17 protein-coding genes are annotated in these 23,314 nt (G+C 61.0%); 12 read left to right on the top strand and 5 right to left on the bottom strand.

Translation table 11 applies throughout. The features are described 5' to 3' along the window. The first annotated feature begins 48 nt into the window (after nucleotides 1-48). Both choW and choV read left to right on the top strand, forming a co-directional pair. On the top strand, nucleotides 49-894 hold the full coding sequence (choW, locus tag KW846_RS02570) for a choline ABC transporter permease subunit (RefSeq protein ID WP_104450084.1): 846 nt from the start codon (nucleotides 49-51) through the stop codon (nucleotides 892-894). Continuing rightward, nucleotides 891-2,069: a choline ABC transporter ATP-binding protein gene (gene choV / locus KW846_RS02565; RefSeq protein ID WP_218481211.1), complete on the top strand. Its 1,179-nt coding sequence runs from the start codon at nucleotides 891-893 to the stop codon at nucleotides 2,067-2,069. The genes choW and choV overlap by 4 nt, the downstream gene beginning before the upstream one ends. Before the next feature lie 180 nt (nucleotides 2,070-2,249). Here the strand turns inward: choV and KW846_RS02560 are convergent, their stop codons facing one another. Continuing rightward, nucleotides 2,250-4,190 (bottom strand): BCCT family transporter, encoded by a 1,941-nt coding sequence (locus tag KW846_RS02560; protein WP_371321725.1) that lies wholly within the window; start codon nucleotides 4,188-4,190, stop codon nucleotides 2,250-2,252. Between the two features lie 381 nt (nucleotides 4,191-4,571). On the opposite strand from KW846_RS02560, the gene betI reads away from it, so the two are divergent. From betI to yccS, 9 genes are all read left to right on the top strand, one after another. Next, nucleotides 4,572-5,165, top strand: a complete 594-nt coding sequence (gene betI, locus KW846_RS02555) for a transcriptional regulator BetI (RefSeq protein ID WP_007975486.1) — start codon at nucleotides 4,572-4,574, stop codon at nucleotides 5,163-5,165. 60 nt (nucleotides 5,166-5,225) lie between these two features. Next, entirely contained in the window at nucleotides 5,226-6,698 is a 1,473-nt protein-coding gene (betB, locus tag KW846_RS02550) for a betaine-aldehyde dehydrogenase (protein WP_218481209.1), read from the top strand. Between the two features lie 184 nt (nucleotides 6,699-6,882). Next, nucleotides 6,883-8,583, top strand: a complete 1,701-nt coding sequence (gene betA / locus KW846_RS02545; RefSeq protein ID WP_218481208.1) for a choline dehydrogenase — start codon at nucleotides 6,883-6,885, stop codon at nucleotides 8,581-8,583. A gap of 269 nt (nucleotides 8,584-8,852) precedes the next feature. Continuing rightward, nucleotides 8,853-10,295, top strand: a complete 1,443-nt coding sequence (locus KW846_RS02540) for a TldD/PmbA family protein (RefSeq protein ID WP_218481207.1) — start codon at nucleotides 8,853-8,855, stop codon at nucleotides 10,293-10,295. Next, complete coding sequence (locus KW846_RS02535; RefSeq protein ID WP_218481206.1) at nucleotides 10,295-11,632, top strand: TldD/PmbA family protein; 1,338 nt, start codon at nucleotides 10,295-10,297, stop codon at nucleotides 11,630-11,632. The genes KW846_RS02540 and KW846_RS02535 overlap by 1 nt, the downstream gene beginning before the upstream one ends. Nucleotides 11,633-11,743: 111 nt before the next feature. Continuing rightward, the gene (gene mdtD / locus KW846_RS02530; protein ID WP_218481205.1) at nucleotides 11,744-13,171 is read left to right on the top strand and encodes a multidrug transporter subunit MdtD; all 1,428 of its coding nucleotides are present in this window, start codon (nucleotides 11,744-11,746) and stop codon (nucleotides 13,169-13,171) included. A gap of 105 nt (nucleotides 13,172-13,276) precedes the next feature. Continuing rightward, nucleotides 13,277-14,614 (top strand): ATP-dependent RNA helicase DbpA, encoded by a 1,338-nt coding sequence (dbpA, locus tag KW846_RS02525; RefSeq protein WP_238540823.1) that lies wholly within the window; start codon nucleotides 13,277-13,279, stop codon nucleotides 14,612-14,614. A gap of 123 nt (nucleotides 14,615-14,737) precedes the next feature. After that, nucleotides 14,738-15,916 carry an NAD(P)/FAD-dependent oxidoreductase gene (locus KW846_RS02520; RefSeq protein ID WP_218481204.1) on the top strand — a complete coding sequence of 393 codons (1,179 nt, stop codon included), beginning with the start codon at nucleotides 14,738-14,740 and terminating at the stop codon, nucleotides 15,914-15,916. 220 nt (nucleotides 15,917-16,136) lie between these two features. Continuing rightward, nucleotides 16,137-18,320 carry a YccS family putative transporter gene (gene yccS, locus KW846_RS02515; protein WP_218481203.1) on the top strand — a complete coding sequence of 728 codons (2,184 nt, stop codon included), beginning with the start codon at nucleotides 16,137-16,139 and terminating at the stop codon, nucleotides 18,318-18,320. A gap of 157 nt (nucleotides 18,321-18,477) precedes the next feature. On the opposite strand, the gene KW846_RS02510 is transcribed toward yccS, so the two are convergent. Beyond that, entirely contained in the window at nucleotides 18,478-19,215 is a 738-nt protein-coding gene (locus KW846_RS02510; RefSeq protein WP_218481202.1) for an ABC transporter substrate-binding protein, read from the bottom strand. A 257-nt stretch (nucleotides 19,216-19,472) separates the two neighbouring features. Between KW846_RS02510 and KW846_RS02505 the strand changes: the two genes are divergently transcribed. Beyond that, nucleotides 19,473-19,925, top strand: a complete 453-nt coding sequence (locus tag KW846_RS02505) for a GNAT family N-acetyltransferase (RefSeq protein WP_218481201.1) — start codon at nucleotides 19,473-19,475, stop codon at nucleotides 19,923-19,925. 108 nt (nucleotides 19,926-20,033) lie between these two features. Here the strand turns inward: KW846_RS02505 and KW846_RS02500 are convergent, their stop codons facing one another. The 3 genes from KW846_RS02500 to KW846_RS02490 all read right to left on the bottom strand — a co-directional run bounded on the left by KW846_RS02500 (nucleotide 20,034) and on the right by KW846_RS02490 (nucleotide 23,083). Next, a complete protein-coding gene (locus KW846_RS02500) occupies nucleotides 20,034-20,330 on the bottom strand; it encodes a helix-turn-helix domain-containing protein (RefSeq protein WP_007894945.1) in 297 nt (98 codons plus the stop codon). Nucleotides 20,331-20,422: 92 nt separating this feature from the next. Then, complete coding sequence (locus tag KW846_RS02495) at nucleotides 20,423-20,914, bottom strand: YgjP-like metallopeptidase domain-containing protein (RefSeq protein ID WP_110658740.1); 492 nt, start codon at nucleotides 20,912-20,914, stop codon at nucleotides 20,423-20,425. Between the two features lie 45 nt (nucleotides 20,915-20,959). Beyond that, nucleotides 20,960-23,083: a bifunctional diguanylate cyclase/phosphodiesterase gene (locus tag KW846_RS02490; RefSeq protein WP_218481200.1), complete on the bottom strand. Its 2,124-nt coding sequence runs from the start codon at nucleotides 23,081-23,083 to the stop codon at nucleotides 20,960-20,962. Between the last annotated feature and the right edge of the window lie 231 nt (nucleotides 23,084-23,314).

Below are 23,314 nucleotides of genomic sequence, written 5' to 3'. Positions count from 1 at the left end.
TCACGCCGTCCGGGCTGTTTATTTCCTTGCATGCGGACGTTCACTACCATGCTGATTGATCAGAAAATACCTCTAGGCCAGTACATCGCGGGCTTCGTTGAATGGTTGACGCAACACGGCGCCAGCACCTTCGACGCAATCGCCGTGACACTGGAAACGATGATCCACGGCGTGACGTTTGCGCTGACCTGGTTCAACCCGCTGGTGCTGATCGGCCTGATCGCTCTACTGGCACACTTCATTCAACGCAAATGGGGCCTGACCGCGTTTGTCGTTGCCTCCTTTCTGCTGATCCTCAATCTGGGGTACTGGCAGGAAACCATGGAAACCCTCGCCCAGGTGATGTTCGCCACCCTGGTCTGCGTGGTCATCGGCGTGCCCCTGGGCATCGTCGCCGCGCACAAGCCGATGTTCTATACTCTAATGCGTCCGGTACTCGATCTGATGCAGACCGTACCGACCTTCGTGTACCTCATTCCTACCCTGACCCTCTTTGGTCTGGGTGTGGTCCCGGGCCTGATTTCGACGGTGGTGTTCGCGATTGCCGCGCCCATTCGCCTGACCTACCTGGGTATCCGCGATGTTCCGGAAGAACTGATGGACGCCGGCAAGGCCTTTGGCTGCTCTCGGCGTCAGCTGCTCTCGCGAATCGAACTGCCCCACGCCATGCCAAGCATCGCGGCAGGCATCACCCAGTGCATCATGCTGTCTCTTTCGATGGTGGTGATCGCAGCACTGGTAGGCGCCGATGGTTTGGGCAAACCGGTGGTCAACGCACTGAACACTGCTGATATCGCCCTGGGCTTCGAAGCAGGCCTGGCGATCGTACTGCTGGCGATCATGCTCGACCGTATCTGCAAACAACCCGACGCCAAGGTAGGGGGTGACGCATGAGCATTATTCGCTTCGAGAACGTTGACGTTATCTTCTCCAGGGATCCACGCGAGGCGCTCAAGCTGCTGGATCAGGGCATGACCCGCAACGAGATCCTGAAAAAGACCGGGCAGATCGTCGGTGTTGAAAAAGCCAGCCTGGATATCGAAAAAGGTGAAATCTGCGTACTGATGGGCCTGTCCGGCTCCGGTAAGTCCAGCCTGTTGCGCTGCATAAACGGCCTGAACACTGTCAGCCGTGGCAAGTTGTTCGTCGAGCACGAAGGCAAGCAGATCGACATCGCCTCCTGCAGCCCGGCCGAGCTGAAAATGATGCGTACCAAACGCATCGCGATGGTGTTCCAGAAGTTCGCCCTGATGCCTTGGCTGACCGTTCGCGAGAACATCAGCTTTGGCCTGGAAATGCAGGGTCGGCCTGAGAAGGAACGACGCAAACTGGTGGACGACAAGCTTGAGCTGGTGGGCCTGACCCAGTGGCGCAACAAGAAACCCAACGAGCTGTCCGGTGGTATGCAGCAACGCGTGGGCCTGGCCCGTGCCCTGGCGATGGACGCCGACATCCTGCTGATGGACGAACCGTTCTCGGCACTCGACCCGCTGATCCGCCAGGGTCTGCAGGACGAACTGCTGGAACTGCAACGCAAGCTGAGCAAGACCATCGTGTTCGTAAGCCACGACCTCGACGAAGCCCTGAAACTGGGCTCCCGTATCGCGATCATGAAAGACGGCCGGATCATCCAGTACAGCAAACCGGAAGAGATCGTCCTCAACCCTGCGGACGATTACGTGCGGACCTTCGTGGCCCACACCAACCCGCTGAACGTACTGTGCGGCCGCAGCCTGATGCGCACCCTGGACAACTGCAAACGCATCAATGGTTCGGTGTGCCTGGATCCAGGCGGTGATTCGTGGCTGGACCTGGCCGAAGGCAACACCATCAAGGGCGCTCGCCAGAACGGGTCTGCGCTGGACTTGCAGAACTGGATACCGGGTCAGGCCGTTGAAGGCCTGGGTCGTCGACCAACCCTGGTGGACTCGAACATCGGCATGCGCGATGCGCTGCAGATTCGTTATCAGACCGGCAACAAGCTGGTTCTGCATGACAACAACAAGGTGGTGGGAATTCTGGGCGACAGCGAGCTGTATCACGCACTGCTCGGCAAGAACCTGGGGTAAGGCAACAGATGCAAAAACGCCGCGAGAGAATCGCGGCGTTTTTGTTTGAAGAGCAAAGATCAAAAGATCGCAGCCTTCGGCAGCTCCTACAGGGGATCGCGTTCTAGTGTAGGAGCTGCCGAAGGCTGCGATCTTTTGAAGCTGGACGCGGTATCACTGAAACACCGCGCCCCTCACAACTCAGCTGTAAACCCGGCCAAGGAGCTGCCGATGGCTTTCAAACTGATCGAGCACGTCACGGGTGATCTGATCTTGAGTGAAACCCATCAAGTCGTAGTCCTGGCTACCGTTATGCAGGTAAACCTCGGCGCGATAGAAACGCTGACGCGCCTCATCGGACTGTGCCGATTCAGTCGGCGTGGCCAGGTAACCGTCCAGGCTGACTTCGTAGACAAATGGGTTGCCCTCCTCCATCTCGACGCGCACGCCCATGCAACGCTTGGACTTGCCCAGCAGCGTCTGAACCTTCAGGCCCTGAGCACGCATTTGCGCCGTCGCATCTTCCAGCGCCGGGCTCACTTGCTTGTCCATGAAGCGCTGCACCACCGACTGGCTTGGCTGCAGGTCCAGTTGGGTCAAACGCTCGCTGAAACCACGACGACCGCGCGCCGCCAGTTCCGCTTGCTCCTGTTCAATCTGCACGTCCTGGCGCATGGCCTTGTGCAAGCCGAACATGAAGAACACCAGCACCACCGAGAACGGCAGACCGGCCAGTACCACCATCGTCTGCATGGCTTCGAAGTTGCCGGCGAACAGCAGGCCGATGGTCACCAGGGTGATCACCCCCGACCAGAAGATCCGCAGCCAGTGCGGCGCGTCTTCATCGACGGTACCGCCCTTGCACGACAGGTTGGCCATCATCACCGCGCCGGAATCCGCCGGGGTCAGGAACAGCACGAAACCGACAAAGATCGACACGCCGATCACCACCTTCGACGCCGGGTAATGCTCAAGCAACTGGTAGATCGCCATGGACGGCTGTTCCAGCGCCGTTTTTCCAAGCTCCACCGCCCCATGGTTCATCACCAGGTCCAGGGCCGAGTTACCGAAGATCGACAGCCACGCCAGGGTGAAGCCCAGCGGAATCAGCAGTACACCGGCCACCAGTTCACGTACCGTGCGACCACGGGAAATACGTGCGATGAACATGCCCACGAATGGTGCCCAGGAAATCCACCAGGCCCAGTAGAACAGGGTCCACAGGCCCAACCAGCGGTCGGACTTCTCGGCGTCGCCTTCATACACGTAAAGGTCGAAGGTCTTCAGCACCACGCCGTTCAGGTAGTCGCCGACGTTCTGCACGAAACCGTTGAGCAGATGCAGGGTCGGGCCGAACAGCAGGACGAAAATCAGCAGGCCGCTGAACAGCACGATGTTCAGGTTGGACAGACGACGGATGCCGTTTTCCACACCCGACACGGCGGCGATGGTCGCCACGGTGCTCATCACGATGATCACGATCAGCAGGTTGGTGTTGCTGTGCTCCATGCCGAACAGGTTTTCAAGGCCCGACGACACTTGCAGCGAACCGATCCCCAGGTTGGTCACCAGGCCCAGCAGGGTCACGAACATGCCGAAGCCGTCCACCGCATGACCGGCCGCACCCTTGACCCAGCGCTCACCCACCAGCGGATACAGCGCCGAACGCAACGCCAGCGGCTGGTTATGACGGTAGGCAAAGTACGCCACCGCCAAACCGACCAGCGCGTAAATCGCCCAGCCGTGCAGGCCCCAATGCAGAAACGTCAGTTGTACTGCCTGACGTGCCGCGAGGTTGCTGCCGGCCACGCCTTCCGGCGGGTTGAAGTAGTGGTCCAGCGGTTCGGACGCGCCGAAATACAACAACGAGATGCCGATACCCGAGGAGAACAGCATCCCCGCCCAGGCGCCGTAGCTGAAGTCCGGGGTGTCATCCTTGCTGCCCAGTTTGAGTTTGCCGTAGGACGAAAACGCCAGGCCGACGACGAAAATCAGATAGGCGGCAATCACCACCATGTAGTACCAGCCGAAGCTGCGGGACAACCAGGCTTGCGCCGTACCCAGCATTCTGCCGGCCTCTTGCGGGGCGATGATCAGAATGGCGGTCAACAACAGAATCAACGCGGTAGAGGTGTAGAACACCCAACCGTTGACCGACACCTTCTGCGGTGGGGTCTTTATTAGCGAGGCAGAACTCATGGCACAGATGCTCCGGGCAGTGCGAGAGAAGAACGCAAGGCAAACGAGTTACCCGACCAATCGGTTAGTGGGCAGCCGACCGGCGGGTGATATAAAGACACCCCGAAAAAAGCCCGAAACCCCTTGAGCGCCACAGCGCGTAGGTTTCGAGCAGATTCGGAAGTCATTTTTTCCGCCGCTACATGTAGGAAAAATCTGAAGGCAGCGACGATTTGTCGCAGATCTTATTCTTTGTTGATTGAACGTTCAATCAAAACAAAATAGACTGGCCCTCAAGCCGGTAGTCGTTTGACGTCTGCCGGAAGGCCTAAGGAGATGTGCAAGATGCCCAAGGTCGGTATGCAACCCATCCGTCGCCAACAGTTGATCGAAGCCACATTGCTGGCGGTCGACCAGGTCGGAATGGGGGACGCCAGCATTGCGCTGATCGCCCGTTTGGCCGGTGTCTCGAATGGCATCATCAGTCATTACTTTCAGGACAAGAACGGCCTGATCGCTGCCACGGCGCAGTACCTGATGAGTGTCCTCAGCGAGAACGTCACCGCGCGCCGTCAGGCGCTGACAGATGCAAGCCCGCGGGCGCATCTGCAGGTGATCATCGAAGGCAACTTCGACGCCAGCCAGGTCAATGGCCCGGCAATGAAAACCTGGCTGGCCTTCTGGGCCACCAGCATGCACCACCCGTCTTTGCACAGGTTGCAGCGGATCAACGATCACCGTCTGTATTCCAACCTGTGCTGCCAGTTCCGCCGCGTACTGCCGCTCGACGATGCGCGCAGTGCAGCCCGTGGCCTGGCAGCCCTCATTGACGGTTTGTGGTTGCGCGGCGCGCTGTCGGGAGATGCTTTCGACACCGGGCAGGCGCACCAGATCGCTTACGAATACATGGATTTCCAACTGGCCAAGCAGGTGAGTTAGAGCACACAGAACGCTCAACCACCGGACCGCGCCAATCACTGATGCACTTGCGAGGACTTTATGGCCCGTTTCGAATTGCAAAAACTCTACATCGATGGCGCTTACTCTGACGCCAGCAGCGACGCCACTTTCGAAGCCATCAACCCGGCTAACGGTGAAGTCCTCGCAAAAGTACAACGTGCCACCTTCGATGACGTCGAGCGCGCCGTCGTCAGCGCCGAAAAGGGCCAGAAAATCTGGGCCGCCATGACCGCCATGGAGCGTTCGCGCATCCTGCGTCGCGCCGTGGAAATCCTGCGTGAGCGCAACGACGAACTGGCCGCCCTGGAAACCCTGGACACCGGCAAGTCGTACTCCGAAACCCGCTACGTCGACATCGTCACCGGCGCCGATGTGCTGGAGTACTACGCAGGCCTGGTTCCGGCCATCGAAGGCGAGCAGATTCCGCTACGCACCACCTCGTTCGTCTACACCCGTCGCGAGCCGCTGGGCGTCGTGGCCGGTATCGGCGCGTGGAACTACCCGATCCAGATCGCCCTGTGGAAATCCGCGCCAGCCCTGGCGGCCGGTAACGCGATGATCTTCAAGCCAAGCGAAGTCACCTCGCTGACCACCCTGAAACTGGCCGAGATCTACACCGAAGCCGGCGTGCCAAACGGCGTGTTCAACGTCCTGACCGGCAGCGGCCGCGAAGTCGGCACCTGGCTGACCGAGCACCCGCGTATCGAGAAAGTTTCCTTCACCGGCGGCACCGACACCGGCAAGAAAGTCATGGCCAGCGCTTCGAGCTCTTCGCTCAAGGACGTGACCATGGAACTGGGCGGCAAGTCCCCGCTGATCATCTGTGACGACGCCGACCTCGATCGTGCTGCCGACACCGCGATGATGGCCAACTTCTACAGCTCCGGTCAGGTGTGCACCAACGGCACCCGCGTGTTCGTACCGGCCCATCTGAAAGCCGCTTTCGAAGCCAAGATCGTTGAGCGCGTTGCGCGCATCCGCGTCGGCAACCCTGAAGACGAAAACACCAACTTCGGCCCATTGGTCAGCTTCGCCCACATGGAAAGCGTGCTGGGCTACATCGCCAAGGGCAAGGAAGAAGGTGCCCGCGTATTGTGCGGCGGCGAGCGGTTGACCGACGGCGACTTCGCCAAAGGCGCCTTCGTGGCCCCGACCGTGTTCACCGACTGCACCGACGACATGACCATCGTCCGTGAAGAAATCTTTGGCCCGGTGATGGCGATCCTCACCTACGAAACCGAAGAAGAAGTGATCCGTCGCGCCAACGACACCGAATTCGGCCTGGCCGCCGGTATCGTCACCCGCGACCTGAACCGCGCGCACCGCGTGATTCACCAACTGGAAGCCGGTATCTGCTGGATCAACGCCTGGGGCGAGTCCGACGCGAAGATGCCGGTTGGCGGCTACAAGCAGTCGGGTGTCGGCCGTGAGAACGGCATCAGCTCCCTGAACAACTTCACCCGCATCAAATCGGTACAGGTCGAGCTGGGCGATTACGTCTCGGTGTTCTAAGACCCGAGTCCTGTATTGCCTGCGAGGGCCTCTTCGCGGGCAAGCCCGCTCCCACAAGGGACCCGCGGCGCACACAGACCCTGTGTACACCAGAGATTAAATGTGGGAGCGGGCTTGCTCGCGAATCGAGTGCGCAGCACTCGCCATGGCCTGACCTGAACCAACTTCAAAGAGGGTGCATTCAATGTCCCAAGAATTCGACTACATCATCATCGGTGCCGGCTCGGCCGGTAACACCCTGGCGACCCGTCTGACCGAAGACGCCGGCGTCACCGTCCTGCTGCTCGAAGCCGGTGGCCCGGACTACCGTTTCGACTTCCGCACGCAAATGCCGGCCGCCCTGGCGTTCCCGCTGCAAGGCCGTCGCTACAACTGGGCCTACGAAACCGATCCTGAGCCACACATGGACGGTCGTCGCATGGAGTGCGGTCGCGGCAAGGGCCTGGGCGGTTCTTCGCTGATCAACGGCATGTGCTACATCCGCGGCAACGCCATGGACTACGACGGCTGGGCGAAACTGCCAGGCCTGGAAGACTGGTCGTACCTGGACTGCCTGCCGTATTTCCGTAAAGCGGAAACCCGCGACATCGGCCCGAACGACTACCACGGTGGCGACGGCCCGGTCAGCGTGACCACGCCGAAAGCCGGCAACAACCCGCTGTTCCACGCCATGGTTGAAGCCGGCGTGCAGGCCGGTTACCCGCGCACCGAAGACTTGAACGGCTACCAGCAGGAAGGCTTCGGCCCGATGGATCGCACCGTGACACCGAAAGGTCGTCGTGCCTCCACCGCCCGTGGTTACCTGGACGTGGCCAAGAAGCGTTCGACCCTGACCATCGTCACCCACGCCCTGACCGACAAGATCCTGTTCGAAGGCAAGCGTGCGGTCGGTGTGCGTTACCTGGTGGGCGCGGCGGAAGAGCGTGTCGAGGTCAAGGCACGCAAGGAAGTGCTGCTGTGCTCCGGCGCCATCGCTTCGCCGCAGATCCTGCAACGCTCCGGCGTCGGCCCGGCCGAGCTGCTGAACAAGCTCGACATTCCGTTGGTCCACGATCTGCCGGGCGTCGGTGAAAACCTGCAGGATCACCTTGAGTTGTACCTGCAATACGCTTGCACCCAGCCAGTCTCGCTGTACCCGTCGCTGCTGTTGCACAACCAGCCGGCCATCGGTGCCGAGTGGCTGTTCAACGGCACCGGCATCGGCGCCAGCAACCAGTTCGAAGCCGGCGGTTTCATCCGCACCCGTCCGGAATTCGAATGGCCGAACATCCAGTACCACTTCCTGCCGGTAGCGATTAACTACAACGGCAGCAACGGTGTGAAAGAGCACGGCTTCCAGGCGCACATGGGCTCCATGCGTTCGCCAAGCCGTGGGCGCATCCAGGCCCAGTCCAAGGATCCGCGCCAGCACCCGAGCATCCTGTTCAACTACATGGCCACCGAGCAGGACTGGCAGGAATTCCGCGACGGCATCCGCCTGACCCGTGAAATCATGCAACAGCCGGCGCTGGACGCCTTCCGCGGTCGCGAGATCAGTCCGGGCATCGAGGTGCAAACCGACGAGCAACTGGACAAGTTCATCCGCGAACACGCCGAAACCGCGTTCCACCCGTCCTGCTCGTGCAAGATGGGCACCGACGAGATGGCCGTGGTCGATGGCGAAGGTCGCGTGCATGGCATGCAAGGCCTGCGCGTGGTCGATGCCTCGATCATGCCGATCATCACCACCGGCAACCTCAACGCACCCACGATCATGATGGCCGAGAAAATCGCCGACAAGATCCGTGGCCGCAAGCCATTGCCGCGCAGCACAGCCACTTACTATGTGGCCGGTGAAGCGCCGGTGAAGGGCAAGCCGGTGCGGGAAGTGAGCCAGATCGCTTAAGGCATAACACCGCGGTAAGGCTATTCGCGAGCAGGCTCGCTCCCACATTGGATCTGTGAACGACTCAGATCCTTTGTGGGAGCGAGCCTGCTCGCGAAGGGGCCTAACCAAGCAACACATATCTCCCGCCCCTCCCAGTAATCCCTCCCAACACCGCACCACCCTTGATCCTCCCCCCCTCGCAGGCCTAATCTAGCGCCACGCAATCGTTTCACCCCTTCCCCTCGCAGCACCGCGCCATCGCCACTCCATAACCAGGAGGTTCACGAATGTTCGACTTCTACCCCCAGCTCAAGCAGCGCTTCGCTGCCTTGCGCACGGGTGCTGAATTCTTTTCCCTGCGTTATGTGCGCGAATCCGGGCAGTACCTGTCGGTGCGCAAGAACGTCGCCGAACCGCCGAGCCTGAGCCGTGACGAAGGGGCGATGCTGACTGTGCGGGTCAATGGCGTCGAGGTCTATGCGGCGACCAACGATCTGTCGCAACAAGGCCTGCAGGCCGCCCTCGAGCGCGCCGAACATCAGGCCCGTCGACTCAAGCCCCACGCCTTGCTGGACCTGCGTGAACAGGCTGTTTCCAGCGACCGCGCCGATTACTTTTCGCCGAACCTCGACCAGCCCTTCCCGTCCCTGAGCGACTGCTACCAACTGCTCGGCACCGAGTCGGCCGCCGTGCCCAGGGACGAGCGGCTGGTGAATTGGCAGGTCAGCCTCGGCATCACCCACGTCGAGCAGATTTACCTCAACAGCGCCGGTGCCGAACTGCGCCAGGCCCAACGCTTTGTGTACCCTGGCCTGGACGTCACGGCCTACGACGGCAACGACAGCCAGACCCGCAGCCTGGGGCGCGAGAACTTCGGTCAGCAAGGCGCGGCGGACGTCATCAGCCGCTGTGGCCTGATCGGTGCCGGTGCCCAGGTGGCTGATCAGGCGCTGCAACTGCTGCTGGCGCCAAACACACCGCAAGGCAAGCGCGACCTGCTGCTGATGCCCGACCAGATGATGCTGCAAATCCACGAATCCATCGGCCATCCGCTGGAGCTGGACCGCATTCTGGGTGACGAGCGCAATTACGCCGGCACCAGCTTCGTCAAAGCCGAGGATTTCGGCCGACTGCAATATGGCTCCGGCCTGCTCAACGTGACCTTCGACCCGGAGATCCCCGAAGAACTCGCCAGCTATGGCCATGACGACGACGGCACGCCCGCCAGCAAACAGTTCCTGATCCGCGAAGGCCTGTTGCTGCGCCCGCTGGGCGGTGCGTTGTCGCAATTCCGGGCCGGCATGGACGGCGTCGCCAACAGCCGCGCCTGCGGCTGGAATCGCCCGCCGATCGATCGCATGGCCAACCTCAACATCGAGCCGGGCGATCAGTCCATCGAGCAGTTGATCGGCGGTATCGAACACGGCGTGCTGATGTCGACCAACCGTTCCTGGTCGATCGACGATGCCCGCAATAAATTCCAGTTCGGCTGCGAATGGGGCCAACTGATCGAAAACGGCGAACTCAAGGGAGTGGTAAAGAATCCCAATTACAGGGGCATCTCCGCGCAGTTCTGGAAAAGCCTCAGCGCCGTCGGCGATGCCAGTACTTTCAAGGTCCTCGGCACACCGAATTGCGGCAAGGGCGAGCCGAACCAGGTGATCCGCGTCGGCCACGCATCACCGGCCTGCGTGTTCAGCAACGTTGATGTATTCGGAGGAGACGCCTGATGCATCCGTCAATCAGCCAGTCCGCATCGTTCAAGGCGCTGGTCAACAGCCTGCGTGCAGCGCTTCACGAGCCCGAACAGTTCACCCTCAGCTACGCCGCCGAATCTTCGGCCTTCATACGTTTCAACCACGCCAAGGTGCGTCAGGCCGGTCAGGTGCAGCAGGCGAGCATCGGCCTGAAACTGATCAACGAAGGCCGCCATGCCGACCTGCAAATCACGTTGGCCGGCGATCCCCAGGTTGATCTGCAACGTTTGAACGAAGGCCTGCAACAGCTGCGCGACACCTTGCCGCTGCTACCTCCGGACCCGTATCTGCTGCTCAACCACAATGGCTGGCAGAACAACAACGTGCAGGCCCAACCGCTGCCGGACACCGAACAGGTGGTCGCGCAAATCACCCAGGCCGCCGAAGGCCTGGATCTTGTCGGTTTCTACGCTGCTGGACCGATCAGTCGTGGTTTTGCCAGTTCTTCGGGCGCCTTCGGCTGGCATCAGGCCAACAGTTTCAATTTCGACTTCAGCCTGTTCCACGAGAACGGCCAGGCGGTAAAGGCCAGCTATGCCGGGCAAGACTGGAACAGCGAAGGCTTTGCCAAACGCTTCGAGCAAGCCCGCGAGCAGCTTGAGTTTCTGGGACGCCCGCTACGCACTTTGGCGCCCGGCCAGTACCGCGCTTACCTGGCACCGGCGGCGCTGGAAGAAATCTTGGGCATGCTGTGCTGGGGTGGTTTCTCGGCACAGTCGATTGCCAGCAAAAGCAGCCCGCTGCAAAGGCTCTATGGTGGCGACAGCGCGTTCAGCCCGCTGGTCTCGCTGGACGAAAAAGTCAGCGGCTCACTCAGCCCGGCGTTTTCCGATGAAGGTTATCCGCGCAGTGACCTCGGGCTGATCGTCAACGGCAAGGCCGGGGCACAACTGGTCAGTTCGCGCAGCGCCGCGGAATACGGTTTGACTGCCAACGGCGCCAGCGGCGGTGAATCCCCGAGCGCGCTGAACATGAAAGCCGGGGCATTGCCTGACGCGGACATTCTCAAGCAGTTGGGTACGGGGCTGTACATCAGCAACCTGTGGTACCTGAACTTTTCGGATCAACCGGCCGCACGCCTGACCGGCATGACCCGCTTTGCCACGTTCTGGGTCGAGAACGGCGAGATTCAAGCACCGGTCAACACCATGCGCTTTGATGACAGCGCCTTCAGCCTGCTCGGTTCGCAGCTGGAAGCGTTGACCGCGGAGCGGGAGTTGTTGTTGTCGGCGAGTACGTACAGCCAGCGGGCGACGGCTTCGGCGTTGTTGCCGGGAGCGTTGGTCAACCGGTTGACTCTGACCCTTTAAAAGCTTCGCGAGCAGGCTCGCTCCCACAGGATGTTCACCCCCCATGTGGGAGCGAGCCTGCTCGCGAAGAAGTCACCGCGGACTCCCTGATTCACACTGACAAGAGGTCCCATGCCCAACCGCCCGCCTCTCGACGCTGTCACCGCCCGCTGGATACCCTGGGTCGTCGCCATAGCCTTCTTCATGCAGTCCCTCGACGGGACGATCCTCAACACCGCCCTGCCGGCCATGGCCCGCGACCTGGCCGAGGACCCATTGCGCATGCAAGGGGTGATCATCGCCTACATGCTCACGGTCGCCTTGCTGATCCCGGCTTCGGGCTGGATCGCCGACCGTTTTGGCACCAGGAAGATCTTCTTCAGTGCAATCCTGCTGTTCAGTCTCGGCTCGTTGCTCTGTGCATTGTCGAGCAGCCTGAGCCTGCTGATCGGCGCCCGGGTGATCCAGGGCCTGGGCGGGGCGTTGATGCTGCCGGTCGGGCGGCTGGTGGTACTGCGTGCCTACCCGCGTTCGGAACTGGTACGGATCATGGGCTTCATCACCATTCCCGGGCTGCTAGGCCCCTTGATCGGCCCGACCATGGGCGGCTGGATGGTGCAATACCTGACCTGGCACTGGATCTTCCTGATCAACCTGCCGGTGGGGCTGGTGGGATGCTACGCCGTGTGGAAATTCATCCCGGACCTGCGCGGCTCGGAACGCACCCGTTTCGACAGCCTGGGCTTCGTGCTGTTCGGCGCAGCAATGATTCTGATCACCATCGCCATGGAAGGCCTGGGCGAACTGCACCTGCCGCACCTGCGGGTGATGTTGCTGCTGTTCGGTGGCATGGCGTGCCTGGCGGCGTACTGGTTGCGCGCGGGGCATATCGAGAACCCGTTGTTCGCACCGTCGCTGTTCAAGACCCGGACCTTTGCCGTGGGCATTCTCGGCAACCTGTTCGCCCGTCTCGGCAGCGGCGCCCTGCCTTTTCTGGTGCCGTTGCTGCTGCAAGTGGCGCTGGGCTACTCGCCGTCCCAGGCCGGGATGAGCATGCTGCCGCTGGCCGCTGCGGCGATGATCGCCAAGTGGGTGGCCCGGCCGCTGATCGAACGTCTGGGGTACCGCATCGTGCTGACCGGCAACACCCTGGCATTGGGCATCATGCTGGCGAGCATGGGTCTGGTCAGCGAGCAGACGCCGTATTGGCTGCTGCTGTGCCTGCTGGCGATTCTTGGCGCGATCAACTCCCTGCAGTTCACCGCGATGAACACCGTGACCCTGATCGACCTCGACGACGCCAGCGCCAGCAGCGGCAACAGCCTGCTGTCGGTGGTCGCGCAATTGTCCCTGAGTCTGGGGGTTGCCTGCGCCGGTGCGTTGCTCGGCGGCTTCACGGCGGAGATCGGAAACGACGGCGTCGAGACGGTTTTGGGCGCGTTCCAGCTGACCTTTGTGACCGTTGGAATCATGGCGATGCTGGCCGCGACCATCTTTTCCCAGCTCTCGAAGCAAGACGGACGGCGTGTCAAGCGTCCGGAAGAACACATAGAGCCTTAGGGCGAATGGCCATCGGACTGGTACACTGCGCGACATTTTGTTTTGCAGGCCAGTCCCGTGACCACCATCGCCACCGAATTTAATACTTTGCCGCTGTCTGCCGCCATGCTGGCTAACCTCGAATCCCTCGGTTATGCCCAGATGACGCCGATCCAGGCGCAAAGCTTGCCGGTGATCCTCAAAGGGATGGACCTGATCGCCCAGGCCAAGACCGGCAGCGGCAAGACCGCGGCCTTCGGCATCGGCCTGCTGAACCCGATCAATCCGCGTTACTTCGGTTGCCAGGCACTGATCCTGTGCCCGACCCGCGAACTGGCCGACCAGGTCGCCAAGGAAATCCGTCGCCTGGCCCGTGCCGAAGACAACATCAAGGTCCTGACCCTGTGCGGCGGCGTGTCCCTCGGTCCGCAGATCGCTTCGCTGGAGCATGGCGCGCACATCATCGTCGGCACGCCGGGGCGCATCCAGCAGCACCTGCGCAAGGGCTCGCTGGTCCTTCACGGCCTCAACACCCTGATCCTCGACGAAGCCGACCGCATGCTCGACATGGGTTTCTACGACTCCATCGAAGAAATCATCATGCAGGCCCCGGAGCGTCGCCAGACCCTGCTGTTCTCCGCGACCTACCCGGTGGGCATCAAGCAGCTGGCCTCGAAGTTCATGCGCAACCCGCAGCAAGTGAAGGCCGAAGCGTTCCACGACGACACGCAGATCGAGCAGCGCTTCTACGAGATCTCCCCGGATGACCGCATGAGTGCGGTGACCAAGGTACTTGGCCACTTCCGTCCGGCGTCCTGCGTAGCCTTCTGCTTCACCAAGCAGCAGGTTCAGGAAACCGTCGATCACCTGACCGCCAAAGGCATCTCCGCCGTTGGCCTGCACGGTGATCTGGAACAGCGCGACCGCGACCAGGTGCTGGCGATGTTCGCCAACCGCAGTACTTCGGTACTGGTCGCCACCGACGTCGCGGCCCGTGGTCTGGACATCGACTCCCTGGACATGGTGATCAACGTCGAGCTGGCCCGCGATTCGGAAATCCACATCCACCGCGTCGGCCGCACCGGCCGCGCCGGTGAGAAAGGCCTGGCGATCAGCCTGGTGGCGCCGTCCGAAGCGCAGCGGGCGCAAGCCATCGAGCAATTGCAGAAAACACCGCTGACCTGGGATCAGGTGGACAACCTCACCTCCAAGGGCGGTGGCCCGCTGTTGCCGCAGATGAGCACCCTGTGCATCGCTGGCGGCCGCAAGGACAAGGTCCGTCCGGGCGACATTCTTGGCGCACTGACCGGTGACGCCGGCATCCCCGGCGCCCAGGTCGGCAAGATCGCGATTTTCGACTTCCAGGCCTATGTGGCCGTGGAGCGCGGCGTCGCCAAGCAGGCCTTGCAGCGTTTGAACGACGGCAAGATCAAGGGCCGTTCGTTGCGCGTACGCATCCTGTAAAAAACACCGCCTACCCTGTAGGAGCTGCCGCAGGCTGCGATCTTTTGATCTTGTTTTTGAAAAGCAAAGTCAAAAGATCGCAGCCGTCGGCAGCTCCTACAGGTTTCTTTTGAGGACACCGTTTTGCGCTCTACCGAAGTCGTGATCATTGGCGCTGGCGCCGCAGGGTTGATGTGTGCGCTGACTGCCGCCGGGCGCGGGCGCAAGGTGCTGCTGCTCGACCATGCCAACAAGGCCGGCAAGAAAATCCTGATGTCCGGCGGTGGTCGCTGTAATTTCACCAACATGTACACGGAACCGGGCAATTTTCTCTCGCAGAACGCGCATTTCTGCAAATCCGCCCTGGCCCGTTACACCCAGTGGGATTTCATCGGCATGGTGGCCAAGCACGGCGTGCCGTACCACGAGAAAAAACTCGGCCAGCTCTTCTGCGATAACAAATCCAGCGACATCCTCGAAATGCTGCTGAACGAGTGCGACCAGGTCGGCGTCAACCTGCACCTGGACACCTCTATCCAGACCATCGAGAAGCTCGAAAGCGGCTACCTGCTGGACACGACACTCGACCAGATCACCTGCGAATCCCTGGTGATCGCCACCGGCGGCCTGTCGATCCCGACGCTGGGCGCCACCGGCTTCGGTTACCAGGTGGCCAGGCAGTTCGGCCACGAGCTGCTGCCGACCCGCGCCGGTCTGGTGCCATTCACCATCACCGATCAGCTCAAGGTGTTGTGCACCGAGTTGTCCGGTACCTCGGTGGATTGCCTGGTGAGCTGCAACGACCAGAGCTTCCGCGAGAACATCCTGTTTACCCACCGCGGCCTCAGCGGCCCGGCGATCTTGCAGATTTCGTCGTTCTGGGAGTCCGGCGATACCGTCGAGATCAACCTGATGCCGGATCACGACGTGCCGGGCTGGCTGCAACAGCAACAGGCCGAACGCCCCAACAGCGAGCTGAAAACCCTGCTCGGTGAAATCTTCACCAAGAAGATGGCCAACCTGCTGGCGGACAACTGGTTCGTCTCCAAACCGATGAAGCAGTACACCCACGCGGAACTGGCTGACATCGCCGAGAAACTGGCGAGCTGGAAAGTCGTGCCGGCGGGCACCGAAGGTTATCGCACCGCCGAGGTGACCCTGGGCGGCGTCAACACCAATGAAGTGTCGTCCAAGACCATGGAGTCGCTGAAAAGCCCGGGGCTGTATTTCATCGGCGAAGTACTGGATGTCACCGGGCATCTGGGCGGATTCAACTTCCAGTGGGCGTGGGCTTCGGGCTACGCGGCGGCGCAGTACGTCTGATCCACAGAGGATGATCTGTAGGAGCTGCCGCAGGCTGCGATCTTTTGATCCTGTTTTTGAAAAGCAAAGTCAAAAGATCGCAGCCTGCAGCAGCGCCTACAGGGATCGTGTTTCAGTCAGGGAAGGAACAGATTTTGCTGTCTGATGTGATCGGCGCCATTGCGTCGGCGTCATTAGTGGCTCAATTTAGCGTCATTGCCTCGGAAGGCCTTCGCACTTCATGTCATCGACTTCGTTCCGTCAGTCTCTGCGGCGCCTTTGGGCGCTGGATAAATTCAGCTACAGCGTGCGGGTGTTCATTGCCCTGACCGGCACCATGGCGCTGTGTTGGTATCAGGACGAAATGGGCCTGCTGATCCCGTTGTTCCTGGGGATTATTGCCAGTGCCCTGGCCGAGACCGACGACAGCTGGCAGGGTCGTCTCAACGCGCTGGCGGTGACGCTGGTGTGTTTCGCGGTTGCCGCCCTGTCCGTCGAACTGCTCTTCCCCTACCCCTCGCTGTTTATCATCGCTTTCGCCCTGGCCGCGTTCTGCCTGACCATGCTCGGCGCCCTCGGCGAGCGCTATGGCGCGATTGCTTCGGCAACCTTGATCCTGTCGGTCTACACCATGATCGGCGTAGACCAGCGTGGCGGAGCGGTTACCGACGTCTGGCACGAGCCCGTGCTGCTGGTGGCCGGTGCCGCCTGGTATGGCCTGCTGTCGGTGTTGTGGCAGGCACTGTTTTCCAATCAGCCGGTGCAGCAGAGCCTGGCGCGGTTGTTCCGCGAACTGGGCTTTTACCTGAAGCTGAAATCCTCGCTGTTCGAGCCGATCCGGCAGATGGACGTGGAAGCCCGGCGGCTGGAACTTGCCCAGCAGAACGGCCGGGTAGTGGCGGCACTGAATGCCGCCAAGGAAATCATCCTGCACCGGGTCGGCAACGGGCGCCCGGGGTCGAAGGTCAGCCGCTACCTGAAACTGTACTTCCTCGCCCAGGACATCCACGAACGCGCCAGCTCTTCACACTATCCGTACAACGCACTCGCAGAAGCGTTTTTCCACAGTGACGTCATGTTCCGCTGCCAACGCCTGTTGCGTCAGCAAGGCAAAGCCTGCCGCGCCCTGGCCGAATCGATCCAGATGCGTCAACCGTTCACCTATGACGCCAGTTTCACCGAGGCCCTCAGCGATCTGGATGCCTCTCTCGAACACCTGCGCATCCAGAGCAACCCGGCCTGGCGCGGCCTGCTGCGTTCGCTGCGGGCACTGGCGGCCAACCTCGGCACCCTCGACCGCTTGCTCAGCGATGCCAGCAACCCCGACGCCCTGGCCGACGCCACCGACAGCAGCTTGCTCGACCGTTCGCCACGCAACCTCAAAGACGTGTGGGTTCGCCTGCGCACGCAGCTGACGCCGACCTCGTTGCTGTTCCGTCACGCCCTGCGATTGCCCCTGGCCCTGAGCATCGGCTACGCCATGGTGCATTTGATTCACCCGTCCCAGGGCTACTGGATCATCCTCACGACGCTGTTCGTCTGCCAACCGAACTACGGCGCCACCCGCCGCAAACTCGGTCAACGGATCATTGGCACCGCTATCGGCCTGACGTTGGCCTGGGCGCTGTTCGACCTATTCCCGAACCCGCTGATTCAGTCGTGCTTCGCCATTGCTGCCGGGGTGGTGTTCTTTACCAACCGCACCACCCGCTACACCCTGGCGACGGCGGCAATCACCTTGATGGTGCTGTTCTGCTTCAACCAGGTGGGTGACGGTTACGGACTGTTCCTGCCACGGCTGTTCGATACCCTGCTCGGCAGCCTGATCGCCGGGCTGGCGGTGTTCCTGTTCCTGCCGGACTGGCAGGGCCGGCGCCTGAACAAAGTGCTGGCCAACACCCTGGCCTGCAACAGCATTTACCTGCGCCAGATCATGCAGCAGTACGCGGCGGGCAAAAGCGACGACCTGGCCTACCGCCTGGCCCGCCGCAACGCGCACAACGCCGACGCGGCGCTGTCGACCACGCTGGCCAATATGCTGATGGAGCCGGGACATTTCCGAAAAGAAGCGGACGTGGGCTTCCGCTTCCTGGTGCTGTCGCACACGCTGCTCAGTTACCTGTCGGGCCTCGGTGCGCACCGGGAAACCCAACTGCCGGCAGACGTGCGTGAACAGTTGATCGAGGGGGCCGGGGTGAAGCTGGCTGCCAGCATCGACGAGATCGCCCAGGGACTGGCGAGCAAGGCTTCGATTGCGATCCAGAGCGATGAAGAAGAAGCACTGGCCAATGAGCTGGAACAGATGCCGGATGAAATCGATGAAGGCCAGCGGCTGGTGCAGACGCAGTTGGCATTGATCTGCCGGCAGCTCGGGCCGTTGCGGACATTGGCGGCGCATCTCATCAAGGACACCAGTGTGGATTGAGATCTGTGGTGTCCAGGCGGGCCTCATCGCGAGCAGGCTCGCTCCCACGGTAGATCTTCAGTCGACACGAGTTTTGTGAACACCAGTAACCCCCTATGGGAGCGAGCCTGCTCGCGATGAGGCCATCAGCAACAACACAGAAACTGGCACAACCCACTCACATCCCATGCTGCTTCATCAACTTTTCATAACTGCCATCCGCCTTCATCGCCGCAATCTCCCGGTCGAATCCGGCAACGATCTGCTCATGCTGCGGGTTCTTCAGACTGACCAGAATATGCAGGCTGTTCTCGCTCAAGGCCTTGGGCAGGAATTCCACGGCGTTTCGTACCTTGGGTGATTCGCGAGCCAGGTAATAGCGGGCGACGTACTCATCTTCCAGCGTCAGTTTGACCCGGTCGGCAGCGACCATACGCACGGCCATGGCGAAGCTGTGCACGGGGACCTTCTGCAACGAGTCATCGTTGTCGAACCCGGGCGAATAGGCGTAACCGCGCACGATGGCAATCGGATAAGTGTGCAATTGCTGCAGGTTATTGAATTCGATGGGCGCGTCTTTACGCTTGAGAAAACGTACGCGGTTGAGCAGGTATTCGCCGGAAAACTGGCCGAGCCTTGTACGCTCCTCGGTGTACCAGGCATTGACCAGCACGTCGTATCGGCCCTCGCCCACCCCCATCAAGGCCCGCGCCCAGGGCACTTGTTCAAACTCACTGGCATAGCCGGCCCTGGCGAGCGCGGTACTGACAATGTCCGTGGCCAGACCACCGTTGACCAGCGTGGCATCGGTAAAGGGTGGCCAGGCATCGGCAACCAACCGCAGTTTTTCTGCCGCCGCTCCCTGAACCAGCAACAGCAATCCAATCAAAGCAAAAGCTCGATGCAATCGCGGCATGCTAGAAAATCCTTAGCGGGCGATTGCCCGACGTGTTTTCAGCCAAAACCCCAAGGCCCCTGATCCGGCGATACCCGGGTACTCAACATTAGCTCATCGAAGCCACAGCACAGCGCTTCGATCCAGATTACACAAAGAAGACATCCACGCGAGAAATGAATGATGGCATTTTGGCCTTTGTCACAGATTCTCCCGCCATAAAGACTTCTGGCGTGACTGCGCTTAGTATCGGAACGACGTTTTCAGGGAATCAAAACATGACAGTCGATTGGATTTGCAAACATCACAGCGACCTGGGCAAGGAGCAGCTGTACGCCATTTTGCAGCTGCGCGCGCAAGTGTTCGTCGTCGAGCAGAAATGCGTTTACCAGGATATCGATGGCCAGGACCTGGATGGCGACACCTGCCACGTGATGGCCTGGGACGGTAACCAGCTGGTGGCCTACCTGCGGTTGCTTGACCCGCAATCGCAGGGCGGCGACGTGGTGATCGGGCGGGTGATCATTGCCCCGCAGGCACGCGGCGTGGGCCTGGGGCATGAACTGATGGACCAGGCGTTGAAACAGATCGAGAAGTACTGGCCCGGCCTGCCGGTCTACCTTTCGGCCCAGGCGCATTTGCAGGGGTATTACGGGCGCTATGGGTTTGTCGTGGCGGGTGAGGAGTATGTGGAAGATGGCATTCCACACATTGGCATGCGTCGCTCTTAAGGGCCCTATCGCGAGCAGGCTCGCTCCCACACTGGATTGTGTTCACAACTCAAATCAACTGTGGGAGCGAGCCTGCTCGCGATGACGTCCGTTCAGGCAACGCAAATCTCAGGGATACTCCAGCACCGCCTTGATCTGCCGCAGATTACGCTCGATCCACCCCCGATCAATCGCCCCCCACTCGCGAATCCGATAGCGCCCCGCATGGTTGCGCGCGCCTTCTTCCTGCTCGAATTCACAGACGATATCCAGGTCCGCCAATGCGGCGATGGTGTCCTGCGCCGTGCGCCGGGGCATGCCGGTCACTTCGGTGAGCGCCGGGACGCTGCTGGCCAGTCCGCTGTCGATCAGGTACGCCACATACAACCGGCGATAGAAGCTGCTCTTGGTCTTGCTCACGTCCATCTGATGCTCCTTAAAAGATCGCAGCCTGCGGCAGCTCCTACTCCAATCCCTGTAGGAGCTGCCGCAGGCTGCGATCTCTTGATCTTGATCTTCTATTGCATATCCCGCCACGTCAGGTACACCCGCACATCGAACTCCACCTGGTGATACCCCGGCAGCATGTGCTCGCACAGTTTGTAGAAAGCCTTGTTGTGGTCCGATTCCTTGAAGTGCGCCAGCTCATGCACCACGATCATTTTCAGAAACTCGCAAGGCGCTTCCTTGAACAGCGAAGCGATGCGGATTTCCTTCTTGGCCTTGAGCTTGCCGCCTTGCACCCGGGAGATCGTGGTATGCAAGCCAAGGGCACGGTGGGTGAGGTCAAGGCGGTTGTCGAACAGCACCTTGTCGATGGCCGGAGCATTACGCAGGTATTCCTGCTTGAGGTCCAGGGCATAGGTGTACAGCGCCTTGTCGCTCTGCACTCCGTGCTTTTGCGGGTAACGCTGGCTCAGGTAATCGCCCAGCCGACCGTCGGCGATCAGCTGGCGCACCTGATCCTGCAAGGTGGCGGGATAGGCCTGGAGATATTTCAACACGGTCATCGGGGCGGCAATACAGGTCACTGAAAGGTCGCCAGTGTAGCGAATTCAGCGGGGCAGCGCGCTCCAGTCAAACGGCTGGACAAAGACCCCGGCGTCCTCGGCCATCATCGGTCGGGCCACCAGGAAGCCTTGCACATATTCGCAGCCGTTGGCCCGCAGCCATTCATACTGCGCGACGGTTTCCACCCCTTCGGCAATCACCAGCACCCCGAACTGTTTGCACAAGTCGATCACACTGCGCACCAGCGCCGCATCCCGTACCGAGTCCGGCAACCGGGCTATCAAATGCCGGTCGAGCTTGAGGGTGTCCAGCTCCAGGTCGCGCAGGTGCGACAGGGAGCACGGGCCGGCCCCGAAGTCATCCAATGCCACTCGTACGCCCAGATTGTGCAACAGGCGTAATTGCTTGCGAGTTTCCTCGGGGTGATGCATCAAGGCCTCTTCCGTGACCTCGACCTCCAGATGACGCGGCTGCAAGCCATGGCGCTCCAGCACCTGGCGCAGTTCGGTGACCAGGTTGGGCATGCCGAACTGCGTACTGCTCAAGCTGACGCCGAGCACCAGATCCTCGGTGAACAGGGTTTCCCAGGCTTTGCGCTGCCCGGCGCTGCGGTGGTAGATCCAGCTGCCCAGCCGACTGATCAGCCGCGCCTCTTCCAGCAATGGCAAAAACAGCCCCGGCGGCACGTCGCCAACGCTCGGATGCTGCCAGCGCAGCAAGGCCTCGAAGCCACGAATCCGCCCGTCCGCAATCGCAACCTGAGGCTGATACACCAGGTTGAAATCCCGGTTCTCGATGGCCGTGCGCACACTTTCCTCGAGCATCAGCCGCGAGCGCGCCCGACCGTTCATTTCGTGATCGTAGAAGCGGTATTGCTGACGACCGGCACGCTTGGCTTCGTACATGGCGATGTCGGCCGCCCGCAGCATCCCGTCGAGATTGGCGCCACAATCGGGGAACGTAGCAATGCCGATGCTGGCACCCAGGGCGATATCGAGGCCGTCGACCTGCTGACAGATCGACACGCGCTCGATGAGCTTCTCGGCAATCTTCGCCGCTTGCTCGGGGACCTCCAGATCCAGCAGCGCGGTGAATTCATCGCCGCCCATCCGCGCCAGGATGTCGAAGGGCCGCAAGCATGCCTTCAACTGTTCGGAGACCCAGCGCAGCACCCGATCGCCGGCATCGTGGCCGAGCGAATCATTGACGCGCTTGAAGCCGTCGAGGTCCAGATACATCAAGACCCAGGAACTGTCGGTACGCTCACCGCGCAACAGCAGGTTCTCTACGGTCTGGTAGAAACCGCGGCGGTTGAGCAATCCGGTCAGCGGATCGGTGACCGCCTGAAACTCCAGCTGCTGATGCAGATGGCGCACCACCGACATGTCCAGCACGGTCACTACCATTGCATGTTGCTCGGCAGGCAATGGCGCACAGGACAAGGCCACCGGCACCTGCTGGCCGCGCGTCGTACGCAGCAAGGCATCGTGCAGGCGCAAGGTTTCGCCACGTTTGTAGCCCGTGAAAAACTCGGAATCGGCCCAGACCGGGATATGGGGCTTTTGCAGATAGTCCAGAAACTCCTTGCCTTGCAGTTCCTGCACCGGGGCATTGAGCAGCCGCGACATCGCCGGATTGGCAAAACGAATCAGGCCGTCCTCCCCCAATACCAGAATGCCTTCGGCCGCGTTATCCAGCACCGATGCATTAAAGGCCCGGGCGGATTCCAGATCATGACTCAAGCGCTGCAAGGCCCGGCGGTTGCGCTGGTGTTCGAGCAACGCCTGGACCTTGGGCGTGAAGATCTGCGGGTCGAACGGCTTGAACAGGTAATCCACCGCACCGCTGGCATAGCCCTTGATAACCGCGTCCTGGGACTGTTCATTGGCGGTCAGGAAAATGATCGGCGTGAGACGGGTCCGCTGGCTACCGCGCATCAGGCGCGCCACTTCATAACCGTCCATGCCCGGCATCTGCACGTCCAGCAGCACCAGGTCGATATCGTGCTCCAGCAACAAGCCGAGGGCCTCGAATCCCGAGGTGGCAGTAATGACCCGCCAGCCCTGGCGCTGTAACAACGCACGCATGCTGATCAGGTTTTCAGGGTAATCGTCTACGACTAAAAGGGTTGAGCCGCCGTCTACTGGCGTGGGTTGCGCGCATTCCATGCTGCTTCTCTAATTGCGGGGCGTCAGGCCGGTTTCTCGTGAAAACCGGACAAATACTGTGCCTTCACTCTAGACCCGGTTCTGCAAAAGCAGAAGGTGTCAGTGAGCCAGCATTCACCATTGTGACTTTTTGCCGACTAACGGTCGATGGCTCAGCCCCATAAAACCGGGAAAGATGGAATTTCGACAGGATGTTGACGTCAACCACCCGTCAGACAAGCATTAACAAAA

Source organism: Pseudomonas sp. PDM32, from assembly GCF_019219225.1.
Classification (GTDB): domain Bacteria; phylum Pseudomonadota; class Gammaproteobacteria; order Pseudomonadales; family Pseudomonadaceae; genus Aquipseudomonas; species Aquipseudomonas laurylsulfatiphila.
This window is presented reverse-complemented; position numbering and strand designations above follow the sequence as displayed.